Annotated in this window: 19 protein-coding genes; 5 read left to right on the top strand and 14 right to left on the bottom strand. The window is 70.3% G+C overall.

The genetic code is table 11. From position 1 onward, the window contains the following. Window positions 1–56 precede the first annotated feature (56 nt). Entirely contained in the window at window positions 57–644 is a 588-nt protein-coding gene (locus AB0M82_RS29090) for a hypothetical protein (RefSeq protein ID WP_364728306.1), read from the top strand. A gap of 58 nt (window positions 645–702) precedes the next feature. On the opposite strand, the gene AB0M82_RS29085 is transcribed toward AB0M82_RS29090, so the two are convergent. The 6 genes from AB0M82_RS29085 to AB0M82_RS29060 form a co-directional block, all read right to left on the bottom strand. Then, window positions 703–1,632, bottom strand: a complete 930-nt coding sequence (locus AB0M82_RS29085; protein WP_364728303.1) for a DUF742 domain-containing protein — start codon at window positions 1,630–1,632, stop codon at window positions 703–705. Between the two features lie 6 nt (window positions 1,633–1,638). Further along, window positions 1,639–2,061, bottom strand: a complete 423-nt coding sequence (locus AB0M82_RS29080; protein WP_364728301.1) for a roadblock/LC7 domain-containing protein — start codon at window positions 2,059–2,061, stop codon at window positions 1,639–1,641. A gap of 405 nt (window positions 2,062–2,466) precedes the next feature. After that, a complete protein-coding gene (locus tag AB0M82_RS29075) occupies window positions 2,467–3,075 on the bottom strand; it encodes an ATP/GTP-binding protein (protein WP_247017872.1) in 609 nt (202 codons plus the stop codon). After that, window positions 3,056–3,853: a DUF742 domain-containing protein gene (locus AB0M82_RS29070; protein WP_364728298.1), complete on the bottom strand. Its 798-nt coding sequence runs from the start codon at window positions 3,851–3,853 to the stop codon at window positions 3,056–3,058. Before AB0M82_RS29070 ends, AB0M82_RS29075 begins: the two co-directional genes overlap by 20 nt. A gap of 25 nt (window positions 3,854–3,878) precedes the next feature. Further along, window positions 3,879–4,340 (bottom strand): roadblock/LC7 domain-containing protein, encoded by a 462-nt coding sequence (locus tag AB0M82_RS29065; protein ID WP_364728428.1) that lies wholly within the window; start codon window positions 4,338–4,340, stop codon window positions 3,879–3,881. 20 nt (window positions 4,341–4,360) lie between these two features. After that, the gene (locus tag AB0M82_RS29060) at window positions 4,361–7,552 is read right to left on the bottom strand and encodes a nitrate- and nitrite sensing domain-containing protein (RefSeq protein ID WP_364728425.1); all 3,192 of its coding nucleotides are present in this window, start codon (window positions 7,550–7,552) and stop codon (window positions 4,361–4,363) included. A gap of 728 nt (window positions 7,553–8,280) precedes the next feature. Between AB0M82_RS29060 and AB0M82_RS29055 the strand changes: the two genes are divergently transcribed. The 4 genes from AB0M82_RS29055 to AB0M82_RS29040 are packed head-to-tail and all read left to right on the top strand — an operon-like array spanning window position 8,281 to window position 11,771. Then, window positions 8,281–9,288 (top strand): ABC transporter substrate-binding protein, encoded by a 1,008-nt coding sequence (locus AB0M82_RS29055; RefSeq protein WP_364728296.1) that lies wholly within the window; start codon window positions 8,281–8,283, stop codon window positions 9,286–9,288. A 1-nt stretch (window position 9,289) separates the two neighbouring features. Next, window positions 9,290–10,060 (top strand): ABC transporter permease, encoded by a 771-nt coding sequence (locus AB0M82_RS29050; RefSeq protein WP_364728294.1) that lies wholly within the window; start codon window positions 9,290–9,292, stop codon window positions 10,058–10,060. Continuing rightward, complete coding sequence (locus AB0M82_RS29045; RefSeq protein WP_364728292.1) at window positions 10,057–10,890, top strand: ABC transporter permease; 834 nt, start codon at window positions 10,057–10,059, stop codon at window positions 10,888–10,890. Before AB0M82_RS29050 ends, AB0M82_RS29045 begins: the two co-directional genes overlap by 4 nt. 17 nt (window positions 10,891–10,907) lie before the next feature. Next, complete coding sequence (locus tag AB0M82_RS29040) at window positions 10,908–11,771, top strand: ABC transporter ATP-binding protein (protein ID WP_364728289.1); 864 nt, start codon at window positions 10,908–10,910, stop codon at window positions 11,769–11,771. Between the two features lie 30 nt (window positions 11,772–11,801). Here the strand turns inward: AB0M82_RS29040 and mdlC are convergent, their stop codons facing one another. The 8 genes from mdlC to AB0M82_RS29000 all read right to left on the bottom strand — a co-directional run bounded on the left by mdlC (window position 11,802) and on the right by AB0M82_RS29000 (window position 21,391). Beyond that, a complete protein-coding gene (mdlC, locus tag AB0M82_RS29035; protein WP_364728286.1) occupies window positions 11,802–13,388 on the bottom strand; it encodes a benzoylformate decarboxylase in 1,587 nt (528 codons plus the stop codon). Between the two features lie 9 nt (window positions 13,389–13,397). Next, the gene (locus tag AB0M82_RS29030) at window positions 13,398–13,556 is read right to left on the bottom strand and encodes a DUF397 domain-containing protein (RefSeq protein ID WP_364728283.1); all 159 of its coding nucleotides are present in this window, start codon (window positions 13,554–13,556) and stop codon (window positions 13,398–13,400) included. Further along, window positions 13,556–14,401, bottom strand: coding sequence for a helix-turn-helix transcriptional regulator (locus AB0M82_RS29025; protein ID WP_364728282.1), 846 nt, complete (start codon window positions 14,399–14,401; stop codon window positions 13,556–13,558). The genes AB0M82_RS29030 and AB0M82_RS29025 overlap by 1 nt, the downstream gene beginning before the upstream one ends. An 81-nt stretch (window positions 14,402–14,482) precedes the next feature. Then, on the bottom strand, window positions 14,483–16,132 hold the full coding sequence (locus AB0M82_RS29020) for a S53 family peptidase (RefSeq protein ID WP_364728280.1): 1,650 nt from the start codon (window positions 16,130–16,132) through the stop codon (window positions 14,483–14,485). 263 nt (window positions 16,133–16,395) lie between these two features. Beyond that, entirely contained in the window at window positions 16,396–17,232 is an 837-nt protein-coding gene (locus AB0M82_RS29015) for a hypothetical protein (RefSeq protein WP_364728277.1), read from the bottom strand. Window positions 17,233–17,286: 54 nt separating this feature from the next. Then, window positions 17,287–17,499 (bottom strand): hypothetical protein, encoded by a 213-nt coding sequence (locus AB0M82_RS29010; protein ID WP_364728274.1) that lies wholly within the window; start codon window positions 17,497–17,499, stop codon window positions 17,287–17,289. 485 nt (window positions 17,500–17,984) lie between these two features. Further along, window positions 17,985–18,662 (bottom strand): copper homeostasis protein CutC, encoded by a 678-nt coding sequence (locus tag AB0M82_RS29005; RefSeq protein WP_364728271.1) that lies wholly within the window; start codon window positions 18,660–18,662, stop codon window positions 17,985–17,987. 11 nt (window positions 18,663–18,673) lie between these two features. Further along, window positions 18,674–21,391, bottom strand: coding sequence for a nitrate- and nitrite sensing domain-containing protein (locus AB0M82_RS29000; RefSeq protein ID WP_364728268.1), 2,718 nt, complete (start codon window positions 21,389–21,391; stop codon window positions 18,674–18,676). Between the last annotated feature and the right edge of the window lie 133 nt (window positions 21,392–21,524).

Here is a 21,524-nt window from a genome sequence, read left to right as displayed (position 1 = left end):
CCGGGTCCGTGGTAAGCCTGGTTCGCCGGATTCGGCGACCAGGGAGGGAAACCATCGTGAAGTGGGGAACGCGCGCGATCGCGCTGACGGCGGCGACGGTGCTGGGAGGGGCCGGGTTCGCCGGGGTGGCGGACGCGGCCGGGCCGCCGGTCTACTCGAGGTACACCGTCACCGGCGGCACGCACATCGCGAAGCCGAACGCCGATCTCAAGCTCGGGCCGGGACAGTTCGACATGTACACGCTCATCGGGCCGTACACGTTCTACGGGACGATCACGCTGCCGCCGGTGAAGGTCACCCGCTCGGTGCCGGGCGTCGGCACGGTCAGCGGGACGATCACGCTCGGCCCCGGGCAGGCCGACGGCTCGGTGTTCGGCGGCTTCTCCGGGTCCGCGACCTGGCCGGTCAAGGTGTCGGACGTCCGGGTCGACGGGGCACCGTACGACGTCGGCGCGGCGTGCGGCACGGCCGAGCCGGTGACGACCGAACTGGTGCCGGCCGGCTTCGTCACCGGCAAGGGCGGCCGGCTGAACTCGACCTACACGATCGGCGCCTTCGCGAACTGCGGCTCGGCGACGGCGCTGGTCAACGCGGCGGTGCCGGGCCCGGGCAACACCCTGGCGCTCGACCTGACGGCAGCCTGACCGTGAATGTCGCATTGAGGGACTTAGAGTCTCTCAATGCGACATTCACGGACTTTGGCTACAGCGCCCGCAGACCGGCCAGCACCCGTTCCATGAAGTCGCGGGACGACCGGTCCCCGAGGATCAGCTCGGTCTGGTGGATCAACACCAGCCCGATGTCGGCCATGTCCCCCACCAGCACCTTCACGACGCCCAGCGGCAGCCGCAGGTGGGCGGCGATCTCGGCCACCGACCTCGTGTCCAGGCACAGGTCGCAGATCCGGCGGTGCTCGACCGACCGGACTCCGCGGTAGCGCCGTCCGTCGTCGGACGTCGAGACCAGCGCCTCCAGGGCCAGGTTGTGGTCCGAGCGCGTACGCCCGCCGGTGCGCGTGTACGGGCGGACCCGGGAGCCCACCGAGGCCACGGGTACCGGGCTCGCGACGCGGGCCGGTTCGTTCCAGGCCGGTTCCTCCCACGGATCCGGCTGGGGGACCCAGCGGGTCTCCGGGTCCGGCGGGGGCGTCCAGCCGGTCCGCGGGTCGATCGGCGGGGCCCACGAAGGCGGGGGCGCCGCCAGGGGCCTGGACACCGGCGGCCGAGGCGCGGGTGGCCGGGGCGCCGGCTGGCGCGGCGCGGGTGGCCGGGGCGCGAGCGGAGGCGGCGGGGCCGGGGGCCGGCGCGCACCCGTCGGCGGGGTCCAGGGCGGCTCCAGCGCCGGGGGCTCCGGCTCGTACGTCTCCTCGTCCTGCCACTCCGGCTCGCCGGGCTCGTAGCCCTCGTCGTCCGGACCGGCGGGATCGGCCGTCGAAGAACCCCACTCACGGGTGTCCTCGTCGGTGTAGCCCTGCGCATCCGGCTTCGGCCGCGCTGGCTTGCGCTTGGGCATGATCATCGACAGCGTCGACATGTCGAACTTGCTGGGCGAATCGAAACCCTCGCGCTCGGTGCCGCGGTGCAGCGCGTCCCAGCCGCTGGAGTCCGGATCGTCGAATCCCGAAATCCTCATCGTGTCCTACCCACGCACGCCGCCCTGAAGCTGCGCGCGCAGCTCGGGGGTGATCTGCTGGCCGACCCGCTCGACGAGCAGGGTCATCTCGTAGGCGACCGTGCCGATGTCGCACGTCGGCGCGGCCAGCACCGCCAGCGACGAACCGTCCGAAACGGACATCAAGAACAAGTAGCCGCGCTCCATTTCCACCACGGTCTGGTTGACGCCGCCCGCTTCGAAGCAGCGCGCGGCCCCCGCCGTCAGGCTGATCAGCCCGGACGCGACGGCGGACAGCTGCTCCGCGCGTTCCTGGGGCAGCCCTTCCGACGGCGCCAGGAGCAGCCCGTCGGCGGACACCAGAACGGCGTGCGCGGCGCCGGGCACCCGGCGAACGAAGTCCGTGATGAGCCAGCCGAACGAGCCTTGCTGCTGGCCGGAAGCCGTCACTACTGCCCCTCCTTGCTCGTGCGGCGCCGCGCACCGCACACCGGAGTGGCCGGCACGGCCGGTCGACGACGCCACGATAGAGCGTATTCGCACCATCGGGGGTGTCGAGTCCGCCACCATCCGGCCGCCGCCGCGCACCCTCTGTGTGCGCGCGACCCCACTGCGCGTCGACCGGGCCCCGGTCACGCATCCGTGGCGCACTTCCCGGCGTCGGCCGCACCCCACGGTGGCGAGGTGTCCGCGCAGGTCAGTCCGGGTGCCGACGGGCCGCGTGGGCGACGCCGTCCCCGGCGCCGCCGGGCCGGGGTCTCCGGGCCCTCCTCCGGACGGCGGCAGCACTCCCCGAAGTGGGTGAAGCACGCGGAGTTCACTCCAACGGCCGCATCCGGATCGGGGTGTCATCGGCTATCCCGCGCGCAACGCCGAATCGTGCGCGATCGCGTGCTGGACGACCGAGATCAGCACCTGCTTGGCGGAGTCGCGCTCGCGCGCGTCACACGCCATGATCGGGACGGACGGCGCGATGGTGAGCGCGTGCCGGACGTCCTCGATCTGGTGGTGCAGAAGCCGGTCGAAGCAGTTGATGGCCACGACGTACGGCAGCTTCCGGTTCTCGAAGAAGTCGATCGAGGGGAACGCGTCGGCCAGCCGTCGCGTGTCCACCAGCACGACCGCGCCGATGGCGCCGACCGCGAGGTCGTCCCACATGAACCAGAACCGGTGCTGCCCCGGGGTGCCGAACACGTACAGCACCAGGTCCGAGTCCAGCGAGATACGCCCGAAGTCCATCGCCACGGTGGTGGTGGTCTTGTTGGGCGTGGCCGAGGTGTCGTCGTGTCCGACGCTGGCCTCGGTCATCATGGCCTCGGTGGTCAACGGGTCGATCTCGGAGATCGCCCCGACCATCGTTGTCTTCCCCGAACCGAACCCGCCGGCGACCACGATCTTGGCCGACGAGGTCGGACCCGTCACCTGCGGCGCGTTCGCGTCGGAGTCAAATTCTCCGAAGCCCACTGAGCACCCTTTCCATGAACTCGATACTCGGGCGGTCGCCCACGGTCGTGCTGCTGGAATGCACCAGCACCAGCCCGAGGCCCGCCACGTCACCAATCAACACGCGCACCACGCCGAGCGGCAGCCGCAGCAACGCGGCCACCTCGGCCACCGACCGGGTGTCGAGACACAGGTCGCAGATCGACCGGTGCTCGGGCACCCGGACCCGGTCGAGCATCCGGCCCTGTTCGCTGGTCGAGATCAGCGCTTCGATGGCCAGGTCGAGGGTCGCCTTCGTCCGGCCCCTGGTCCGGAAGTACGGCCGGACCAGGCCGGAGGTCTCCATCTCGGTCGCCGGCGGCTCGTCGACGTACTCCTGCTGGGCCTGCCGCGGCAGGGCCGCGGCCAGCTCACCGGAGTCGGGCCCCGAGGTGTACTCGGCGTAGTCCCGATCCCGGTCGGTGCTGTACGCGGCGAAGTCCGCCGCGTCGTACAGCGGCCCACTCGTGCCGCCGAACAGCTCCGCGCCGGGGCCGCCGAGCAGCCGGTCACGGTATTCGTTGCTGCCGGCCGGGATCGGCCGGATCGGTTCCTGCCCGGCATTGCTGTCGGTCAGCCAGTTCGGTGGTTCCCGCACGGGGTCGCTGTCGGAGGCCTGCACCCGCCGCGCCCGCCATTCACGGTCGACACGCTCCCGGAACGACTGCCAGTCCTCCCGGCCGTCGTCCGGCTGATCGGACCACCCGCCGGAGAAGTCGTCACCGAGCCGGCCCTCACCCCTCAAGCGCCCGTCGTCCACGGCTCTCTCCTCGGTTCCCAGGTCCTCAGCGGCGGACAGCCGAACCCTGCAGTTGCGCCCGCATCTCCGGAGTCAGCTGCTGGCCGACCCGCTCCACCAGCAAGGTCATCTCGTAGACGACCAGGCCGATGTCACTCTCCGGCGACCCCAGCACCGCCAGACACGAACCGTCGGAAACCGACATGAGGAAGAGGAAGCCGTTGGCCATCTCGACCACGGTCTGCGCGACCGTACCGCCCTCGAACACCTTGGCCGCGCCGCGCGCGAGGCTGGTCAGCCCCGACGCCACCGCGGCCAGCTGGTCCGCCCGGTCCTTCGGCAGGCCACGCGAGGCCGCCAAGAGCAGGCCGTCGGCCGACACCACGACCGCGTGGGCCGCGCCGGGCACCCGGTGCACGAAATCCGTGATCAGCCAAGCGAAGCTGCCGGCATTACCCGCCTTGGCATGCGCCTGGCCGTTCGGCTGCGCGGCGCCACCCGGCTGCATTGCACCCGCCCGTGTCACTTTCACTCCTCACTGCTGTCTGTGGTGTTGCCACGCCCTGGAACTCCGCTGCCTTCCAGCCTCTCTTCGGCCGGGAGTTCCTTCAACGCATGCCGTCCCGACGTGTAACCACGTTGGAAGCTTGCCATCCGGCTCCGCGCCGCGGACGCCGAGCGGGTGATCGCACCCGTTCCGGGCATGCCCGCTCCTGCGTCCGCGAAGTTGTTCTGAGCCGGTGCCTCGGGCGTCGAGCTCGGGCTGCTGATCGATCCCGGCACCAAATAGGCGTTCGGGATGCGCTTGGGCAGCCCGGCCGGGGTGATCTCCTCGTTCTTGGTCTCGAGCAGCGACTGCGCCGCCTGCCACCCGTCGTCGGAGGCGCTGTGCCAGCCGTCGTCGGGCGGGAGGAGCGGGTGCCGGGTCGCCGCGGTCGGCTGCAGCTCGTCCACAGGTTCAGCGTGCTCGGAGTCCTCGGCGACCGGCGCGGAAGCCGCTGCCGCTGCCGCTGCCGACACTGCCGGCACATCATCGGAGCCGGTGAGCGGCGGCAGGTTCGGGTCTTCACCCTCGCTGCGCGGCGACACCGGTTCGGCGGCCGATTCGTCGCCCTCACTGAACCAGCGTGACAGCACCGACTGGTAGATGGGCAGCCGCCGGGTGGGCACGTCGTCCTCGAGAGCCGACGAGCCGGCGTCGTCCACGGGTGGCGGCGGGGGTGGCTCCTCGGGCGGGACGAACTTCGGCTCGCGCTTGGGCAGCACCAGCGGCGCGTACTGCGTACCGCTGGTGCTCGAGCTGGCGCCGTCGCCGTTCGACGACGGCGTCAGCGGTGCCAGGTCCTCGGCGGTCGGCCAGGCCGGCGTCTCGGGCTTCGGCAGGTCCGGCGACAGGAACGGGCCCGCCGCGCGGCCACCGCTGACCAGGTCGTCCAGGCTGATGGGCTGGTCGAGCGGGACCAGCCCGCCCTGGTTCGGCACCGGCTGGTGCGACGGCGGAGGAGGCGGTGGCGGCGAGGAAGGCGGCACCGGGGTGTGCGTCTGCGTCTGGTCGAAGGCCGACTGGTCGAAGTCCGAGCGCGCGGCCGGGATCGGGATGCTCGGCATCGACATCGACGTCTCGGAGCGGTTCGCCGGCAGCGGGGTCTGCCGCTGCATGCCCGGGCGGAGCTGGGTCAGCAGCTCGGCCGGGACGACGACGCGAGCGATCACGCCGCCTTCGATGTCCTCGTTCTCGCGCAGCCGGACCTCGATGCCGTGGCGCTTGGCCAGCCGCGACACCACGTACAGGCCCATTCGCCTTGTCACCGACACGTCCAGGTCCGGCGGCTCGGCCAGGCGGGCGTTGACCTCGGCCAGCCGCTCCTCGGTCATGCCGACACCGTGGTCGGTGACCTGGATGGCGAGGGCCTTCCGGCGGGTCACCACGGCCCGGACGATGACCTTCGTCTCCGGCTCGGAGAAGTAGGTCGCGTTGTCGAGCAGCTCGGCGAGCACGTGCACGAGGTCGTGGATCGCCAGGCCCTGGACCGCGACGTCGGGCACGATGCCGACCTCGATCCGGGCGTACTGCTCGATTTCGGACACCGCGGCGCCGATGACGTCGGCGGCGGGCACCGGCTTGGGCACCGACTTCGCCAGGCCGGCGCCGGAGAGCACCAGCAGGGACTCGCCGTTGCGGCGCAGCCGCGTGGCCAGGTGGTCCAGCTCGAACAGGCTGGCCAAGTGGTCCGGGTCCTGCTCGTCGGCTTCCAGCCGGTCGATGACGCCGAGCTGGCGTTCCACCAGCCGCTGCGACCGGCGGGAGAGGTTCACGAAGATGCCGTTGACGTTCTCCCGCAGGAGCGCCTGCTCGGCGGCCATCTTGACGGCCTGCTCGTGGACGATGTCGAACGAGCGCGCGACCTCGCCGATCTCGTCGCGGGAGGTGATGGGCACCGGCTGGACGGCCCTCTTCGAGGCGCCGACCGGGTCCGGGTCGTCGAGGATGGCCTGCACGGTCTCGGGCAGCCGGGTGTAGGCGACGTCCAGCGCGGTCTTCCGCAGCACCCGCAGCGGGCGCAGCATGAGCCGGGCGACGATGAGCATCAGCGCGATCGCGGCGGCCAGCGCGGCGAGCACCACGGCACCGCCGACCCACGCGGAGTTGACCGCCGCCGTGGCGAGGTCGTCGGCGCGGGTCTTGAGCTGGGCGAGCAGGTTCGACTCGACCGCGTGCAGCTTGTCGGCCGACACGGTGCTGTCCTTGCCGAGCGCGGTGGTGTCGATGGTCGGCGCCCTGCCCAGCGCGGAGACCGCGAACGCCTCGGTCTGGATCCGGCGGCGGTCGTCGACCTCCGGGCCGGAGTAGGTGTCGTTGTAGAGCTGGCGCTGGTCGTCGTCGGCGTTCGCGAGGAAGGCCTCGACGGCTGCGTCCGCACTGGACGCCGCCGCGCGCGTCTGGTCCAGAAGGTCACCGGGGAAGTCGCCGCGGAACGCGGCGATCTGCAGTTCGGCGTCGGAGCGGGTGGTGAACTCCTTGGCCTCGCTGATCGCCTGCGTACTCGTGCCGAGGCGCAGCACGTCCCGGTCGGTGACCGCGGTGGTCACCTCGCGGCCGAGCTCGATGAGCGAGTCGAGGATGCCCGAGTAGGCGGTGAGCACCGTGATGTCGGGCAGGCCGTTGTTGGTGTTGAACGCCGCGCGCAGCGGGCGCAGGGCGTCGAGGCGCTGGAGACCGCGGGTGTAGCGGTCCTTGGTCGCCTGGTCCTCGTAGTTCAGGGTCGCCGCCGCGTTGCGCAGGTCGCCGACCTCGCGGTCGACCTTGGCGATCTGCGCGTCGAGCCCGGTCTGCAGCAGCGAGTTGGCGGACGAGATCCGCGCGACGGCCAGCGAGCGCTCGTTCTGCAGCTCGTGCACCACTGTGGTGACCTTGACGGCGAACGCCACCTGGTCGGCGGTGCGCTGGAACTCGCCCGCTTCCTGGGCGTCGTCGACCACGCGCAGCGCACCCAGCGCCAGCGCGGTCAGCGTCGGGATGATCAGGACCGCGGCCAGCTTGGAGCGCAGCCGCCAGTCACGCATGCCCGAGAACAGCCCGGACTTCCGGCCCGGATCCGCTCCGGGCAGCCGCGCAGGGGCCCCTCCTACCCCCGCGGTGTCTTCGTTCGGCACCGCCGCACCACCATCATCGTTCGTGCTCGTAAAGCCCTGGTCGGTCCAGCGCCCGCCAGGGCGCATCGCGTTCTCCTCAGCCACTCGTCTGCACGCTCCCGGCGCTCCGGCTCACCGGCCGTTCGGAAGGAGCCCAGCGCAAGACGCTACCCGTAGGGGTGAAAAGATCGTCTTCAGTGTCTACGTCGGGGGTTCCTGAACCCCGTCCGGCCGGACGGAATCGGTTCAGCTGGAGCATCACGGTCTGGTCCCTGCGCTGGTCCTGCATCGGTCTGTTCGTTCGGCCTAGCCCACCGGCGCGGTGGCTGTGCCAGGCCAGGCAGTGGCCTGTGCGGGGGAGATTTCCTCAGGAAAAGCACAGCGTGTGCTGGTAAACCGAAGTGGATCGTCTTGATCGGCCATCCAGGCACTCTCTCTCACTACATCGGAGGTTGATACCTCCCCGCAGGTGCAGAGGGTAGCGAACGGCCGGAGAAGATGTAACCCTCCCGACAGTACCCGCCTGGATGGTTGCACAGCGTTCGCTCAGCCGACGCACAGCTGGTCATCGCACAATCACAAACTCGCTCCTACGCTGGGTGAACAGCTACTGCGTGTGGAGCAGCGGGTCTAGACCAGAGGCTAAAAGAGTGACGTGCGCCACCCTCTCAGGTATGTATCCAACCCGTTGTGAGCAAGCCGTCACGTTCTCTACAGTGGCCCGCGTGACTTTCGAGAATGAGTCACGCACTTCCCACGGATTCGGTACACCAACCGTCACTTTCTTCAAGGAGCAGGCCTTGCTTGGAAACGCCATGAGCAGTGGCCGGGTTCGCACTCGCCGCGCCGCGCTCGGGCTCGCCCTCACCGTCGCAGCCGTCACAGCCGTCAGCGGCTGCAGCGCACTCGGCTCGAGCGACTCGAACGCCTCGTCGAACGGGGGTGGCCTGGAGAAGTCGAAGATCAAGGTCTCGATCATGCCGACCACGGACCTCGCCCCGTTCTGGCTGGCCCAGGACGGCGGGTACTTCAAGGCCGAGGGCCTCGAGGTCGAGCAGATCATCGCGAACAGCGGTCAAGCGTCGATGACGAAGTCGATCTCCGGCGAGGCGGACATCGCGCTCTCGACCTACACGCCGTTCTTCGTCGCCAAGAGCAAGGGCGCCGCGGACGTGCAGCTGGTCGCCGACGGCACGTCGGTGAACGCGAAGAGCAACGCGATCGTCACGGTGCCGAACTCCACGGTGAAGACGGTCAACGACCTGGCCGGCAAACGGATCGCGATCACGGCCGTGAACACCGCGTCCGACATCCTCACCAAGTCGGTCATGAAGGACCACGGCGTCGACTACGGCAAGGTCAACTGGGTCCCGGTCCCGCTGCCGAACATGGCGGCGGCGCTGAAGGACAACCAGGTGGACGCGGCCTACATGCCGGAGCCGATGCTCTCGCAGGCGGCGAAGCTCGTCGGCGCCATCCCGGTCATCGACATCAACACCGGCGCCAGCCAGGACTTCCCGCTGACCGGCTACGGCGCGACGAAGAAGTGGGTGCAGGAAAACCCGAAGACCCTCGCCGCCTTCCAGCGCGCGATGAAGAAGGCCACCCTCGACGCGATCAACGACCGCTCGAAGGTCGAGCCGCTACTGGTGAAGTACGCGAAGATCGACGAGGACACGGCCAAGCTGCTCACCCTGCCGGGTTACGGCTCCACCCTCGACGCCCGGCGCCTCCAGCGGGTGCCGGACCTGCTGCTGCAGATGGGCGTCATCACGTCGTCCGTCGACGCCGCGCCGATGATCGCCCCCCAGGCGACCAGCTGACGTGACGAAACTGCTCCGCGGCCTGGCCGGCCTGGTCGGTTTCCTCCTGCTCTGGGAGGTCGTCGTCCAGGTCGGCCTGGTCAGTAAGACGTTCACCCCGCCGCCCAGCGTCGTCCTGGTCACCGTCGGGGACCTGCTGGGCGACGCCTCCTTCCTCCGCGACGTCGTCGCGACGATGCTGGCCTGGCTGTTCGCCCTCGCGATCGCCATCGCCATCGCCGTGCCCGCCGGGTTGCTGCTGGGCAGCGTCCCGCTGCTGCGCACCGCGACCGCCGCGATCGTCGAGTTCCTCCGCCCGATCCCCGTCGCCGCGCTCATCCCGTTGGTGCTGCTGGTGATCGGCTCCGGTCCCGAGGCGAAGATCTCCCTCGCGGTGTACGCCTCGCTGTGGCCGATCATGTTCAACACGATCTACGGCATGGGCGAGATCGACCCGGTGCTGATGGAGACCGCGCGCGCGTGCGGAACCAGCCGGTTCCGCATCCTGTCGTCGGTCGCGCTGCCGCAAACCGCGCCGTTCGTCTTCACCGGCGTCCGGCTGTCCGCGACGATCGCGCTGATCGCCGTGGTCAGCGTCGAGTTCCTGGCCGGGTCCGAAGTGGGGCTCGGGTCCTTCATCATGGTCGCCGGCACCGGTTCGATCCGGTTCGACCTGGTCCTCGCCGGCACCGTGGTCGCGGGGGCGCTGGGCTTCCTGATCAACGAAGGACTCGAACGGCTCGGCAACCGGCTGTTCCGGTGGAGCACGGTGGACCGGGAGGCGATCGCGTGACCGCGGCGACCCTTTCCGGCCGCGTCGGCAGGCGGGCCGCGCGTGGCGCGGCGGCCGTCGTCCGCAGCTGGCTGCTGTTCGCGATCCTCGTGGTGATCTGGGAGTTCGCCGCCCGCGCCGGCGGCAGCAAGTTCTTCCCGCCGCCGACGGAGATCGCCGTCCGCGCGGCGAACCTGTGGTTCAGCGGGCCCGCGTCACACCTGTTCCTCACCGACGCGGTGTTCGACAACGTCTTCCCCAGCCTCGGCCGGATGCTCGGCGGCTGGGGACTGGCCGCGGTCGCCGGCATCGTGCTGGGTGTGCTCGTCGGCCGGTCCGAAAAGGCGATGGACTACGTCGGCCCGCTGTTCGCGTTCTTCCGCTCGATCCCGCCGCCCACCCTGATCCCGGTGTTCGCGGTGCTGTTCGGGCTGAGCACGGGCATGCAGACCGGGTCGATCATCTTCGGCGCGGTGTGGCCGGTGCTGCTCAACGCGGTCGACGGCGTCCGCTCGGTCGACCAGGTCAAGGTGGAGACGGCGCGGTCGCTCCGCACGCCCAAGCGGTACTGGCTCGGCATGGTGGTGCTGCCCGCGGCGGCGCCGAAGATCTTCGCCGGCCTGCGGATCAGCCTGTCCATCTCGCTGCTGCTGATGGTGATCTCCGAGCTGGTCGGCGCCTACAACGGCATCGGCCGGTCGCTGATGAACGCCCAGCAGGACTTCGACTTCCCCACCATGTGGTCGTGGCTGGTGCTCCTGGGCATCCTCGGCTATGTGTTCAACACGATCTTCTTGGTCGCGGAGCGGCGGGTGCTGGCGTGGCAGCCGACCCGCCTGGGCCGCGACTGACGCTGGAAAGGCCCCTCATGTCAACCATGCTCGAAGTTTCCGGCGTCAGTCACCGGTACGGCAGCGGCGCCAAGGCGCACACGGCGGTCCACGACCTGTCCTTCACCGTCGAAGCCGGGCAGCTGGCCAGCATCGTCGGGCCGTCGGGCTGCGGGAAGTCGACACTGCTGCGCTGCATCGCGGGGCTGACTCCGCCGACCGAAGGCACGGTCAGCCTGCACGGCGACCGCGTCTCCGGGGTGCCGGACGACCTCGCCGTCGTGTTCCAGGACTACAGCCGTTCACTGTTCCCGTGGCTTTCGGTGCAGAAGAACGTCGAGTTCCCGCTGCGGTGGCGGCCGATCTCGAAGACCGAGCGGCGGGCGCGGGCGGCCGAGGCGCTGGAGCACGTCGGCCTGTCCGGCGTGGGCGGGAAGTTCCCGTGGCAGCTGTCCGGCGGCATGCAGCAGCGGGTGTCGATCGCCCGCGCGCTGGCCAGCCGTCCGGCGTTGCTGCTGATGGACGAGCCGTTCGCGTCGGTCGACGCGCAGACGCGGTTCGAGCTGGAGGACCTGACCCGGCGCGTGCAGCGCGAGCAGGGCAGCACGATCCTGGTCGTCACCCACGACATCGACGAGAGCGTCTACCTGTCCGACCGGGTGCTGGTGCTGTCGAAGTCGCCGGCGTCGATCGTGGCGGACCTGACGGTCGGCCTGCCCGCCGAACGCGACCAGATCACCACGCGCGAGTCGGCGGAGTTCGTGACGCTGCGCGGCGAAGTGGCGCGGCTGCTGCACGGCGGGGCCCCGGCCGAAGCTGTCGCGGCCGCGTCCGACGCCGCGGAGTGGGCCTTGGCCGAGCAGGCCAAGGCCGACGTGACGGAGAGCAAAACCGGAAGCTGAACCCGACGCGGGGCGGTCTCCCGCGGCTCGTCAGTACAGCGACCGGTTCGATGCCGAGACGCGGACGTGCACCAGTGTCGGGCGTTTGTCGGCGAGTGCCGCCGTCAGCGCGCCCGAGAGGGCGGTCGCCTCGGTGATCGCGATGCCCTGGCAGCCCATGCTCGCCGCCAGTGTCGCGAAGTCGATGCCGCCCAGTTGCGTTCCCGGGAGCTTCGCGCCGCCGATCGCGTCGCCGAGGATGCGGACCGCCGCGTACTCGGTGTTGTCGAGGATCACGAACGTCACCGGCAGTTCCTGACGCGCCGCCGTCCAGAGGGCCTGGATGCCGTACATGCTCGAGCCGTCGCCGATGACGCCGACGACCTTGCGGTCCGGCAACGCGAGCGCCGCGCCGACCACGCCGGGGACGCCGTAGCCGAGCGTGCCGCTGGCCATCGTCAGGAAGCCGGTGTCGGTCGCCGTGATCGGCAGGTGGTCGTGCATGATCCCGCGGTGGCTGGGCGCCTCCTCGACGACCAGTGCGTTGTCCGGCAACAGGTCCGCGAGCGTCGCGTAGACGAACTCCGCGGTGAGCTTCTCGTTGCCCGGCTTCGCGGGACGCCGCAGCGGAGCCGGCGCGGGCCGCGTGCTCCGCTCGACGGCGTTGAGCAGCGCGCGGACACCGAGCTTCGGCGTCGCGCGGATGCCGGTGCCTTCGAAGGCGCGCGCGAGGACCTGCTCGTCGTCGCTGACGATGAACAGCGGCGGCATCGGAGCCGCCTCGCGCCCGCGGTCGACGTGGTAGGTGAAGGCGGGCGCCCCGAGCACGACGACGAGGTCGTACGCGGCGAGCCGATCCGAGACCGCGCCGCGTTCGGGGTCCAGGAACCCTTGGAACAGCGGGTGGTTCTCGGGGAACGAGCAGCGGTAGGACATCGGCGCGACCCACACGCCGGCGTTGAGCCGTTCGGCGAGCGCGACGGTTTCCACGACGGCGCCGTCGTGGTCGACGGCGCCCCCGACGACGATCGCCGGCCGTTCGGCGGCTTCGAGCGCGGCCGCGAGTTCGGTGACGGCCTCGGGGTCCGGCGCGAACCCCCGGACGCGGGGCCGGGAGATGACGGGCCGTTCCGTGGTGGCGGTCCAGTCGTCGGCCGGGACGGAGACGAAAACGGGACCGGACGGCGCCTGCGTCGCGACGTGGTAGGCCCGGGCCAGCGCGGCCGGGACGTCCTCGGCCGTGGCGGGCTCGACGGACCACTTCACGTACGGCTTGGGGAACTCGGGAGCGTTCATCGCGCCGAGGAAGGGCTCGTGCGGGAGCAGCGACCGGATCTGCTGGCCGGCGACGATGATCAGCGGCGTCCGGTTGCGGTAGGCGTTGAAGAGGCTGCCGAGCCCGTGCCCGACGCCGCCGGCGGAGTGCAGATTGACCAGCACCGCCCGGCGCGTGGCCTGGGCGTAGGCGTCGGCCATCGCCACGACGGCGGACTCCTGCAGGCCCAGGACGTAGTCGAAGTCGTCCGGCCAGTCGGTGAGGAACGGGACCTCGGTGGTGCCGGGGTTGCCGAACACCGTGGTGAGACCGAGTTCGCGGAGGAGTTCGCGGGTGGCGTCCAACACCGTGCGCTTGTTCATGACCACAGGCTAACGCTTGGCGTTACGAAGAAAAGCCCCCCAAGCGGCTGCGGAGACGGAGATCGTGCCGCCGGAGCGGTCCTTCGTGTCGCGAATCTGCGACACCGGGCCGAGACGCACTTCGACGCAGTTCTCTTCGGTCCCGCTGTAACTGGACTTACGCCACATCACGCCTCCAAGTCGGCGATCACCTCCCGAACGAGCGCGCAGGAGTCCTGCTCGCTCAGGGCCAGCATCGCCATCACTCGCTGGGCCGCTCGGTAGTCGGCCACCTGTTCTTCATCGTAGAGGTAGGCGCTGCCCCGGTACTGCTCCAGGAACACGATCGGCGGCAAGTCGGCGAAGTCGAAGATGACGAAGGAACCGTTGAGACCAGGGTGGAATTCTTCGTTATCCGGCAGGACCCGCAAGGTCACGTTCCGCCGCTGCGCCACCTCGACGATGTGCCTGAGCTGCGGGGCCATGACCTCGGGCCCGCCGCGCCGCTGCCTCAGGGCGGTCTCCGCGAGGAACACCGTGTAGGGCGAGGGATCCCGGCCAGTCAGCACTTCCTGCCGCAGCAGGCGAACCTTGACCCTCAGCTGTTCCTCCTCCCGGGGCCGCCCGGCTGCCGCGAGGATCGTCCGCACGTAGTCGGGGGTCTGCAGCAGCCCGGGGATCAGCAGCGGCTCCCAGGCGAAGATCGCCGAGGCCGTGCGCTCGTACTCGATGAAGGCCGAGAGCCGCGGTGAGATGCCGGGCACGGTGCGTTCCAGCCAGTTGGGTTCCCTCGCGTACTCCGCCAGCTCCAGCAACCGCTTGCGCTCCACCGGTTCGACCCGGAGCGCCCCCAGCAGCAACCCCACCTGGTCGATCCGGGGCACCCGCGTCCCGCTCTCCCAGTGGGACAGCTCCTGCGGCGTGACATCCACGAGCCGCGCCAGTTCGCGCACGCCGAGGTCCCGCGCCTTCCGCGCCGTTCGAATGCCGAAGCCCAGTGCGCGGGACCGGGGCGTCGCTACTCGTGTCGCCATGTGCGCATTCTGTCACCGCACACCGACGAAAACGTGCCGCCGGGGCCGTCGCGAAATTGCTACAGCCCCGGCGGCGCGAACTCAGCCGATCAGGCCGGACAAGCCGCTTGCCTTGAAGGAACCCCAGCCCGTCACCTGGTCATACCCGGTCCCGGCGGAGAAACCGGTCGTTCCGTGCAGGGTGTTGTTGCCCGTCGTCACGTCGTGGAAGCCCGTGCCGTACGAGGACCCGTTGCCGATCGAGTAGAACTTCGGGTTCAGGTTGCCCAGGCCACCGCCGTGGACCTGGTTCTGCAACACCGCGAACGCCGCCCACAGCGGGGCCGCGCCCGACGTGCCGCCGACCGTTTCCCAGCTGCCGGCGCTGTAGATGTAGTAGCCCGACGTCGGCGAGGCGTCCGCCGAGACGTCCGGGACCTTGCGCTTCGTCGTGCTCTGCGACGACTGCCACGAGGGCGCCGCGAACACCGTCGAGATGCCGCCGCCGGTGGAACCGCCGCTGTTGCCGTCGTTCCAGGTCGTCTCGCCGCTGTAGCCGTTCGACGACGTCACCGTCAGCTTCGTGCCGCCGACGCCGGTGACGTTCGGGCTCGACGCCGGGAAGTCGACCGCCTTCGCCGTCGAACCCGTCTGGCGGTAGCAGTCGGTCGTGCCGTCGTCGCCCGCGGCCGCGAAGTACGAGATGCCCTCCGCCGTGCCGGTCGCGATCGCGCCGCTGATGCTGTTCGCCGCGCTCGACCCCTCCGCGGATTCACAGGCGCCCCAGGAGATCGAGACGACGTCGACCGTGTGGTCCGACGCGATCTTCTGGTACATCGCCAGTTCGCCCGCGCTCGTGTTCGGTGCCTCGTAGACGTAGTCGCCGGCCGCGGCGGCCACCGCGTGCACGACCTCGATGTCGAGTTCGACCTCGATCTGGCCGTCGCCCGGCGACGAGTCGTAGTTCGCGCCGCTGACCGGCACCGTGGTCACCGGGCCCGCCGAGAGACCATAAGTACTGTCGTACTTGGTGATGTTCGACTTCTGGTAGCCGTCGAACTCGACGAAGCCGACCTTCACGCCACTGCCGGTCGCCGACAGGGCACTGGTGCCGTAGGCGGTCTTGAGCACCGGCGGGGTGACGGACCTGACGACGTTGGGCTTGGCCGCCTTCGCCGTCGAGTGCGTGCGGACGGCGTGGTTGTCGAGGCCGACGACGTTGCTCACGACACTCGAGACGTCCGCGGGCACGGCCGGCACGGCGTCGTTGGCGAAGAAGCTCCGGCCGGACACGGCGTCGCGGTAGGTCCCGATCCGGGTGCGGAACGCCGATTCGAGCTGCGCCGCGGAACCGGTGAAAGTGACGGCCTGGCGGTTACCGGAAACCTCGATCCCGGTGGCGCCCGATTTCCCGAGGAATGAGACGGCCTTGTCGACATCGGCCTGCGTCGGACCGAACCGGTCATTGAACTGCGCCGGGGTCAGGAAGTGGTGATATTGCGGCGAAGCCGGGTTCTGCACGTCGGCGAGGAACTTTTCCAGTGCCTGCTGGTTGTGCAGTTTCAGCGAGAGCGCGGCGGTGATCGGCCGGTCGGCCGCGACGTCGCCGGTGCGGTCGCTGTTGACCAGCGGCGCCGCGTTGTCGGCCAATGTGACCAGGGGCTCCGGTGCCGCGGCGGCCGGCAGGGCCACGGCGAGGCCGAGCAACGCAGGCAACGGCACAGCGGCCGCGACGAGCTTGCGCAAGCGCATGGGGGATTTCCTCTCGGCGGTGGGGACCGGGCCTGCGCGGAATGCTCGCCGCAGGCTGCCGAGAAGCATAAGAAGCGGTGATCACGCCGAGAACCTACTTTTGTCTGAGCTTCGGACGGATCCCGTTTTTATTTTCCGAACGGTTTACCTTTCCATGACACGCCGATTATTGTCTGAATTGTCGCTTGTCACCGGGAGAGGCTGCCGATGCGTTCGACGATTTCACGAGCCCGCGCGTCACCGGGAAAGCGACAGGCCGCGGCCTACAACGTCCGCAGCCGCTGTCGCGACCGCGGCGACCGCAGGGCGGCGACCACCTCGACCGCCTCCCGCCCCACCTCGGCGGCGACGTCGAGGTCCCCGTCCAGCGCGTGGACGGTGGCCAGCCAGATCACGGTCAGCGACCGGCTGCGGGCCATGTCCGGGCCGTACCCCGCGATCGCGTCGGTGAGCGCCGGGATCCCGGCGCGGCCGTACCGGACGTCGACCACCTGGGCCAGTTCGGCGTGCACCGTGCCGATCATCGCCGCCAGGTCCGTCGCCCCGAAGAAGGCCGCCCACGGCTCCGGTTCGATCCCTTCGGCGGCGGCGAACTCCGTGCGGGCGTGGCGCAGGTGCGTGACGGCGGCCGTGACGTCGGCCTTCTTGGCGCACGCCCACGCCTGGTTCGCCGACAGGATCGCCTGGGCCAGCTCGGAGTGCGCCAGCAGCGCCGCCTCCTGGCCCAGCGCGAACTCCGCCAGCGCCGCGTCGACCGCGCCGTAGTGCAGGCGCAGCCGCCCGGTGCGGTAGTGGATGTTGGCCCGCAGGCCGTCGTTCCCGCCTTCGACGGCCAGTTCCAGCGCTCGCGCGAAGGCCGCCTGCGCGGCCGCGGGGTGGTCTTCGTCGAAGTTCGTCCAGCCGGCGAAGTTGTACATGTCGGCGACCGCGGCGCAGAGCCGGACCATGACGGGCTCGCGCATCGTGCCGCTCAGCAGCTCCACGGCAGCAGGCAACCGCGCTTCGATGTCTTCGCTGCAGGCCCCGCCTCCGTAGCGGTAGTCACGAGCCCTGAGCTCCGCGACGACGTCCTCCAGCCGCCGCACGTCGGTGAGACCCACGCGCGCACCACGCGGATCGTCCGGGCCTTCACCGCCGGACACGGCAGCCCTCGCTCATTCCCCGCCTGGCCAGGCCGGAGCCCGTTCCTTCGAGGGACCGGCCCCGGGCAGCACCCCGGTGGCGGTCAGCACCACGCCGGTGGCGGTTTCCGCGATCTTCACCGCGGCCAGGAGGCCGGTGAGGGCGAGCGAGCCGCCGAGCCCCAGCCGGGCGAACTCGTCTTCGGAGGTTTCGGTTCCGCGTTGAGGCGGTATCGCACCGGTCACGATCCGGCCTTTCGGCTTGCTCCGGACACACTTGAGCGATAAGTGCGGAGAATCAGCCGCTCCCGGGCGAAAGAAATCCACCGAAGGGTCGACATCCTCGTTTCTTGATGGCCTCTGATCGAATTGCCCGCGAACCGGATACGTGCACTCACAGCTCCGCCTCCCGCACCGGCCGAAGGGTTCTTGGCACCACGTCAGCCGCCCGTCGTGTTGCCGCCGAAATCGCTGCTTTTTCACGACTTCCCGCCCACGATAACCAATGCCCGCGCCCACATCAGCCCCCAAGCAGCCCAACAACGGCACCGCACGTGCACTTGCACGTCCGAGGCTAACTCACATTCACAAGATCAGAAAACGATTTCGCAAGTCCGATTCAAGGGATCAAATACTGGTATAAGCCGGTGAGCGGCTCACCCCCATTGTCCACTCACCGGCTGCGGATTTTCACTGCGAAACCCCCAGCCGTGTGCGGGTTTCGCAGTGGATCAGGATTTGACGAGGTCCACCCAGGCGCGCACCGTTTCGGCGTCCACCGTCGACTGCCAGCCGCCGGGCCGGACCGCTCCTCCGACATGGAATCCGCGCACCCCGCCCGCGCGCAGGAGGTGCACCTGCTGCGCGCGCAGCCCGCCGCCGACGAGCAGCTCCGGTCCGCCCTCACGCTGCGCAAGCCGTTGCAGCACCGAAAGACCACTCGCGACGCCGTTCGGGTGGCCGGCGGCGAGCACGGTGTCACACCCGAGCGACGCCAGCTGGTCGTACGCGCGCAAGGGATCGCGGGTGCGGTCGATCGCGCGGTGGAACGTCCAGGGCAGGCCGTCGATCTCCTTGATCAGCACCTCGCAGGCGTCCAGGTCGATCTCGCTGTCGACGGTGAGGAAGCCGAAGACGAACTCGCGCGCACCCGCGTCGACCAGCCGGGCGGTGTCCGCGCGCAGTCCTTCGAGGTCGCCGATGGCGAAGGAACCGTTGTCCCGCAGCATGACCCGCAGCGGGAGGTCGGTCGCCGAAAGCACGTCACGCAGCGTCGGCACCGACGGCGTCAGGCCGTCCTGAGCCATGTCCGCGACCAGTTCGAGGCGGTCGGCCCCGCCCGCTTGCGCGCTTTCGGCATCCGCCGCGTCCAGCGCGATCACTTCCAGCAGGGGCGTCTTCGAGCTCATGCCTCATCCGTTCACTGGTTCCGGGTGTCGTCTCCCCTCGCGTGCCGCCCTCGCCGGAAGCCGCCTTGAAGGCTCGTCATCCGCTCGCGTACCGCTTCCGGGGAAAGAGAGAGTATCGGCCGCTGCTCCGGCACCTCTCCCGGGCTGGCCACGGAATCCGCGGGCCGCAGGAACGGCCAGGTGTCCTCCGCGCCGTCCTCCTGTTCCAGCTCCGCCGGGGTCGGCCACTCGTACTCGGGCTCGATCGCGGCCGGCGGGGCGACGGGCGCGAACTGCGGTTCGGTGTCTTCGTCGTCCGGGTTGGGTTCGCGCACGACGGGCGCGGACGCGGGTTCGCTGGCGGGTTGCGGCGCGGCGAGCGCGTGCCGCGGCTGGGGGGCGGCCGAACGCGGTTCTTCGACCACCGGAGACGGCTCTTCCGCGACCGGCCGCGGTTCCGGTGCCCGCCGCGGCTGCTCGGGCGCGGCGGACGCGTCGAACCAACGGGACAGGACGTCGCGGTAGGCGGGCATCCGTTCGGTCGGGGCGTCGTCGAGGTCCAGGTGGACGTCGTTGTCCGCGGTCGGCCACTCCGGGTTGTGGTCGCGGGCCACCACCGGCGCCCGGCGCGGCGGGCCCGCCTCGATCGACGGCGGCGTCAGTTCTTCCGGCTCCGGCTCGGGTTCCGGCGGCGTGAGCGGGGCCAGCGGCGCCAGCAGCTCGGGTTCCGGGGCGGCGGGCGGCTCGGCGGGCAGCGGCGGCGCTGGCATCGGCGGCAGCTCGACGATCAGGGCGGACGGCACCAGCACGGTCGCGATCAGCCCGCCGTCTTCGCCCGCGCTCAGGCTGACGTCGATGCGGTGGCGCGTGGCCAGCGTCGCGACCACGAACAGGCCCATCCGGCGCGACACCTCGACGTCGACGTCCGGCGGCTGCGCGAGCCGCGCGTTCGTGCGGTCGATCTCGGCCTGCGGCATGCCGGCGCCGTGGTCGATGATCTCGATCTGCCAGTCGCCGTCGTGGGTCTCGGCGCTCGCCACGGTGACGTTCTCGTCGCCGGAATAGGAAGTCGCGTTCTCCAGCAGCTCCGAAACGACGTGCACGAGGTCGTTGACGGCCTCGCCGCGGACCGCGATCTGCGGCGCCGGGCCGAGTTCGATCCGCTGGTAGTGCTCGACCTCCGAGAGCGCGGCGCCGACGATCTCGTCGGCCGAGACCGCGCCGGCGTCCTCCCGCGCCGAGTCGTTCCCGGACAGCACCAGCAGGTTCTCGCTGTTGCGCCGCATCCGCGTCGCGAGGTGGTCAAGCTCGAACAGCCCGGCGAGGGTGTCCGGGTCCTGCTCGTCGGCCTCCATCCGGTCGAGCACCGAAAGCTGCCGCTCGACGAGGTCCTGGCTCCGCTGCGAGAGGTTGACGAACATCGCGTTGACGTTCTCGCGCAGCATCGCCTGTTCGCCCGCGAGCCGGAGGGCTTCGCCGTGCACCGCGTCGAACGCGCGCGCCACCTGGCCGAGCTCTTCGCGGGTGAACACCGGCACCGGCGCGACGGCGAGCCGTTTCCGCAGGTTCTCCGGGGCGGGCTCGGGGTCGGTGAGCAGGCCCTGCACGGCCGCGGGCAGCCGGTGCTCGGCCACCTCCAGCGCCGTCCGGCGCAGGATCCGCAAGGGGCGCAACAGGGACCGCGCGATGACCACGGACAGCACGCCCGCGACGAGCAGGACGCCGAGCACGACGCCGCCGTCCCAGATCGCCGCCGTGCGGGCCTGCGCCGCCAGGGCGTCCGTGCGTTCCTGCAACTGGACCAGCAGCGCCTGCTGCACTTGGTGGGCGAGGTTCACCGTGTGGGTCGCCGAGGTGTCCCACTGGTTCGGGTCGAGACCCGAGAGGTTCTGGCCGTTTTCGGTGCGGGTGAGCGCGGACTCGACCATGTCGTTGCCGATGTCGACGACCAGGCCGATCACCGTGTCGTCGAACATCCGCTGCTGGTCGGGCGTCGCGAAGGTGCGGTAGTCGTTGCGCGCGGCGGCCAGCTCGGCTTCCGCGCCGAGCAGCGCGCGCGTGCGATCGCGGTTCAGGGTGCCCTCGGCGAGCGCCTCGGCCATCACCGCCCGCTTGACCGACATCTGGTCCTTGATCCTGGCCAACGCGTTGCCGGCCAGGCGAAGGCGCGCGAGCTCCGGGTCGGAGACGTCGGCGGCGGCCGAGCCGCTGATGTCGAGCAGGCCGGAGATCAGCTCGCTGTAGGAGCGCAGCACGGCGTCGGCGGGGAACGCCGAATGCTCGGCGGAGAACCGGAGACCGCCCAGCACGCGCAGCCGGTCGTTGGTCTGCCGCAGGCTTTCCGCGGACTTCGCGTCGAGCCGCGCCTTGCTGTCGGTGAGGGTCCGCTCGAAGGCGCCGATCGCCTGGTCGACGCGGTTGCGCTGGCCGGTGAGGTCGGCGATGTCGCCCTGCCGGTTCTGGGCGACGAACCGGACGGTGAGGTCGCGCTCGCGCTGCAACTCGTGCAAGGCTTCGGCGACCGTGTTGTCGACGCGGCCGCGGGTGGCGAACTCCGCGAGCTGCTGGGCGTCTCGCAGGTCCGAGCTGATCCTCAGGCCGACGAGCGCGATCACGGCCAGCGCCGGAATCAGGAGGACGGCGAAGAGCTTCGTGCCGAGGCGCCAGTTCCGCAGCCGCCACCGGCCGCCGGCCGGACGTGGATCCGCCGCGTCGCCGCCCTTGCGGGGACGCTTGTCGCGACGGGTCACCTGGTTTCCTTTTCCACCGCGGGCGGAACCCGCGGACCTACCGACACCTCGAACCTACTGAACGGTAGCCCGCTTCATGAAGATTCGAAAGCCGCGCTGGTGCGATCCGGCCCTGCCCGCGATCGTATGGGGC

The sequence above is a fragment of the Amycolatopsis sp. NPDC051128 genome, assembly GCF_040682715.1.
Taxonomy (GTDB): Bacteria; Actinomycetota; Actinomycetes; order Mycobacteriales; family Pseudonocardiaceae; genus Amycolatopsis.
Note: the sequence above shows the minus strand (reverse complement) of the source record. Positions and strands in the feature narration are given on the sequence as shown.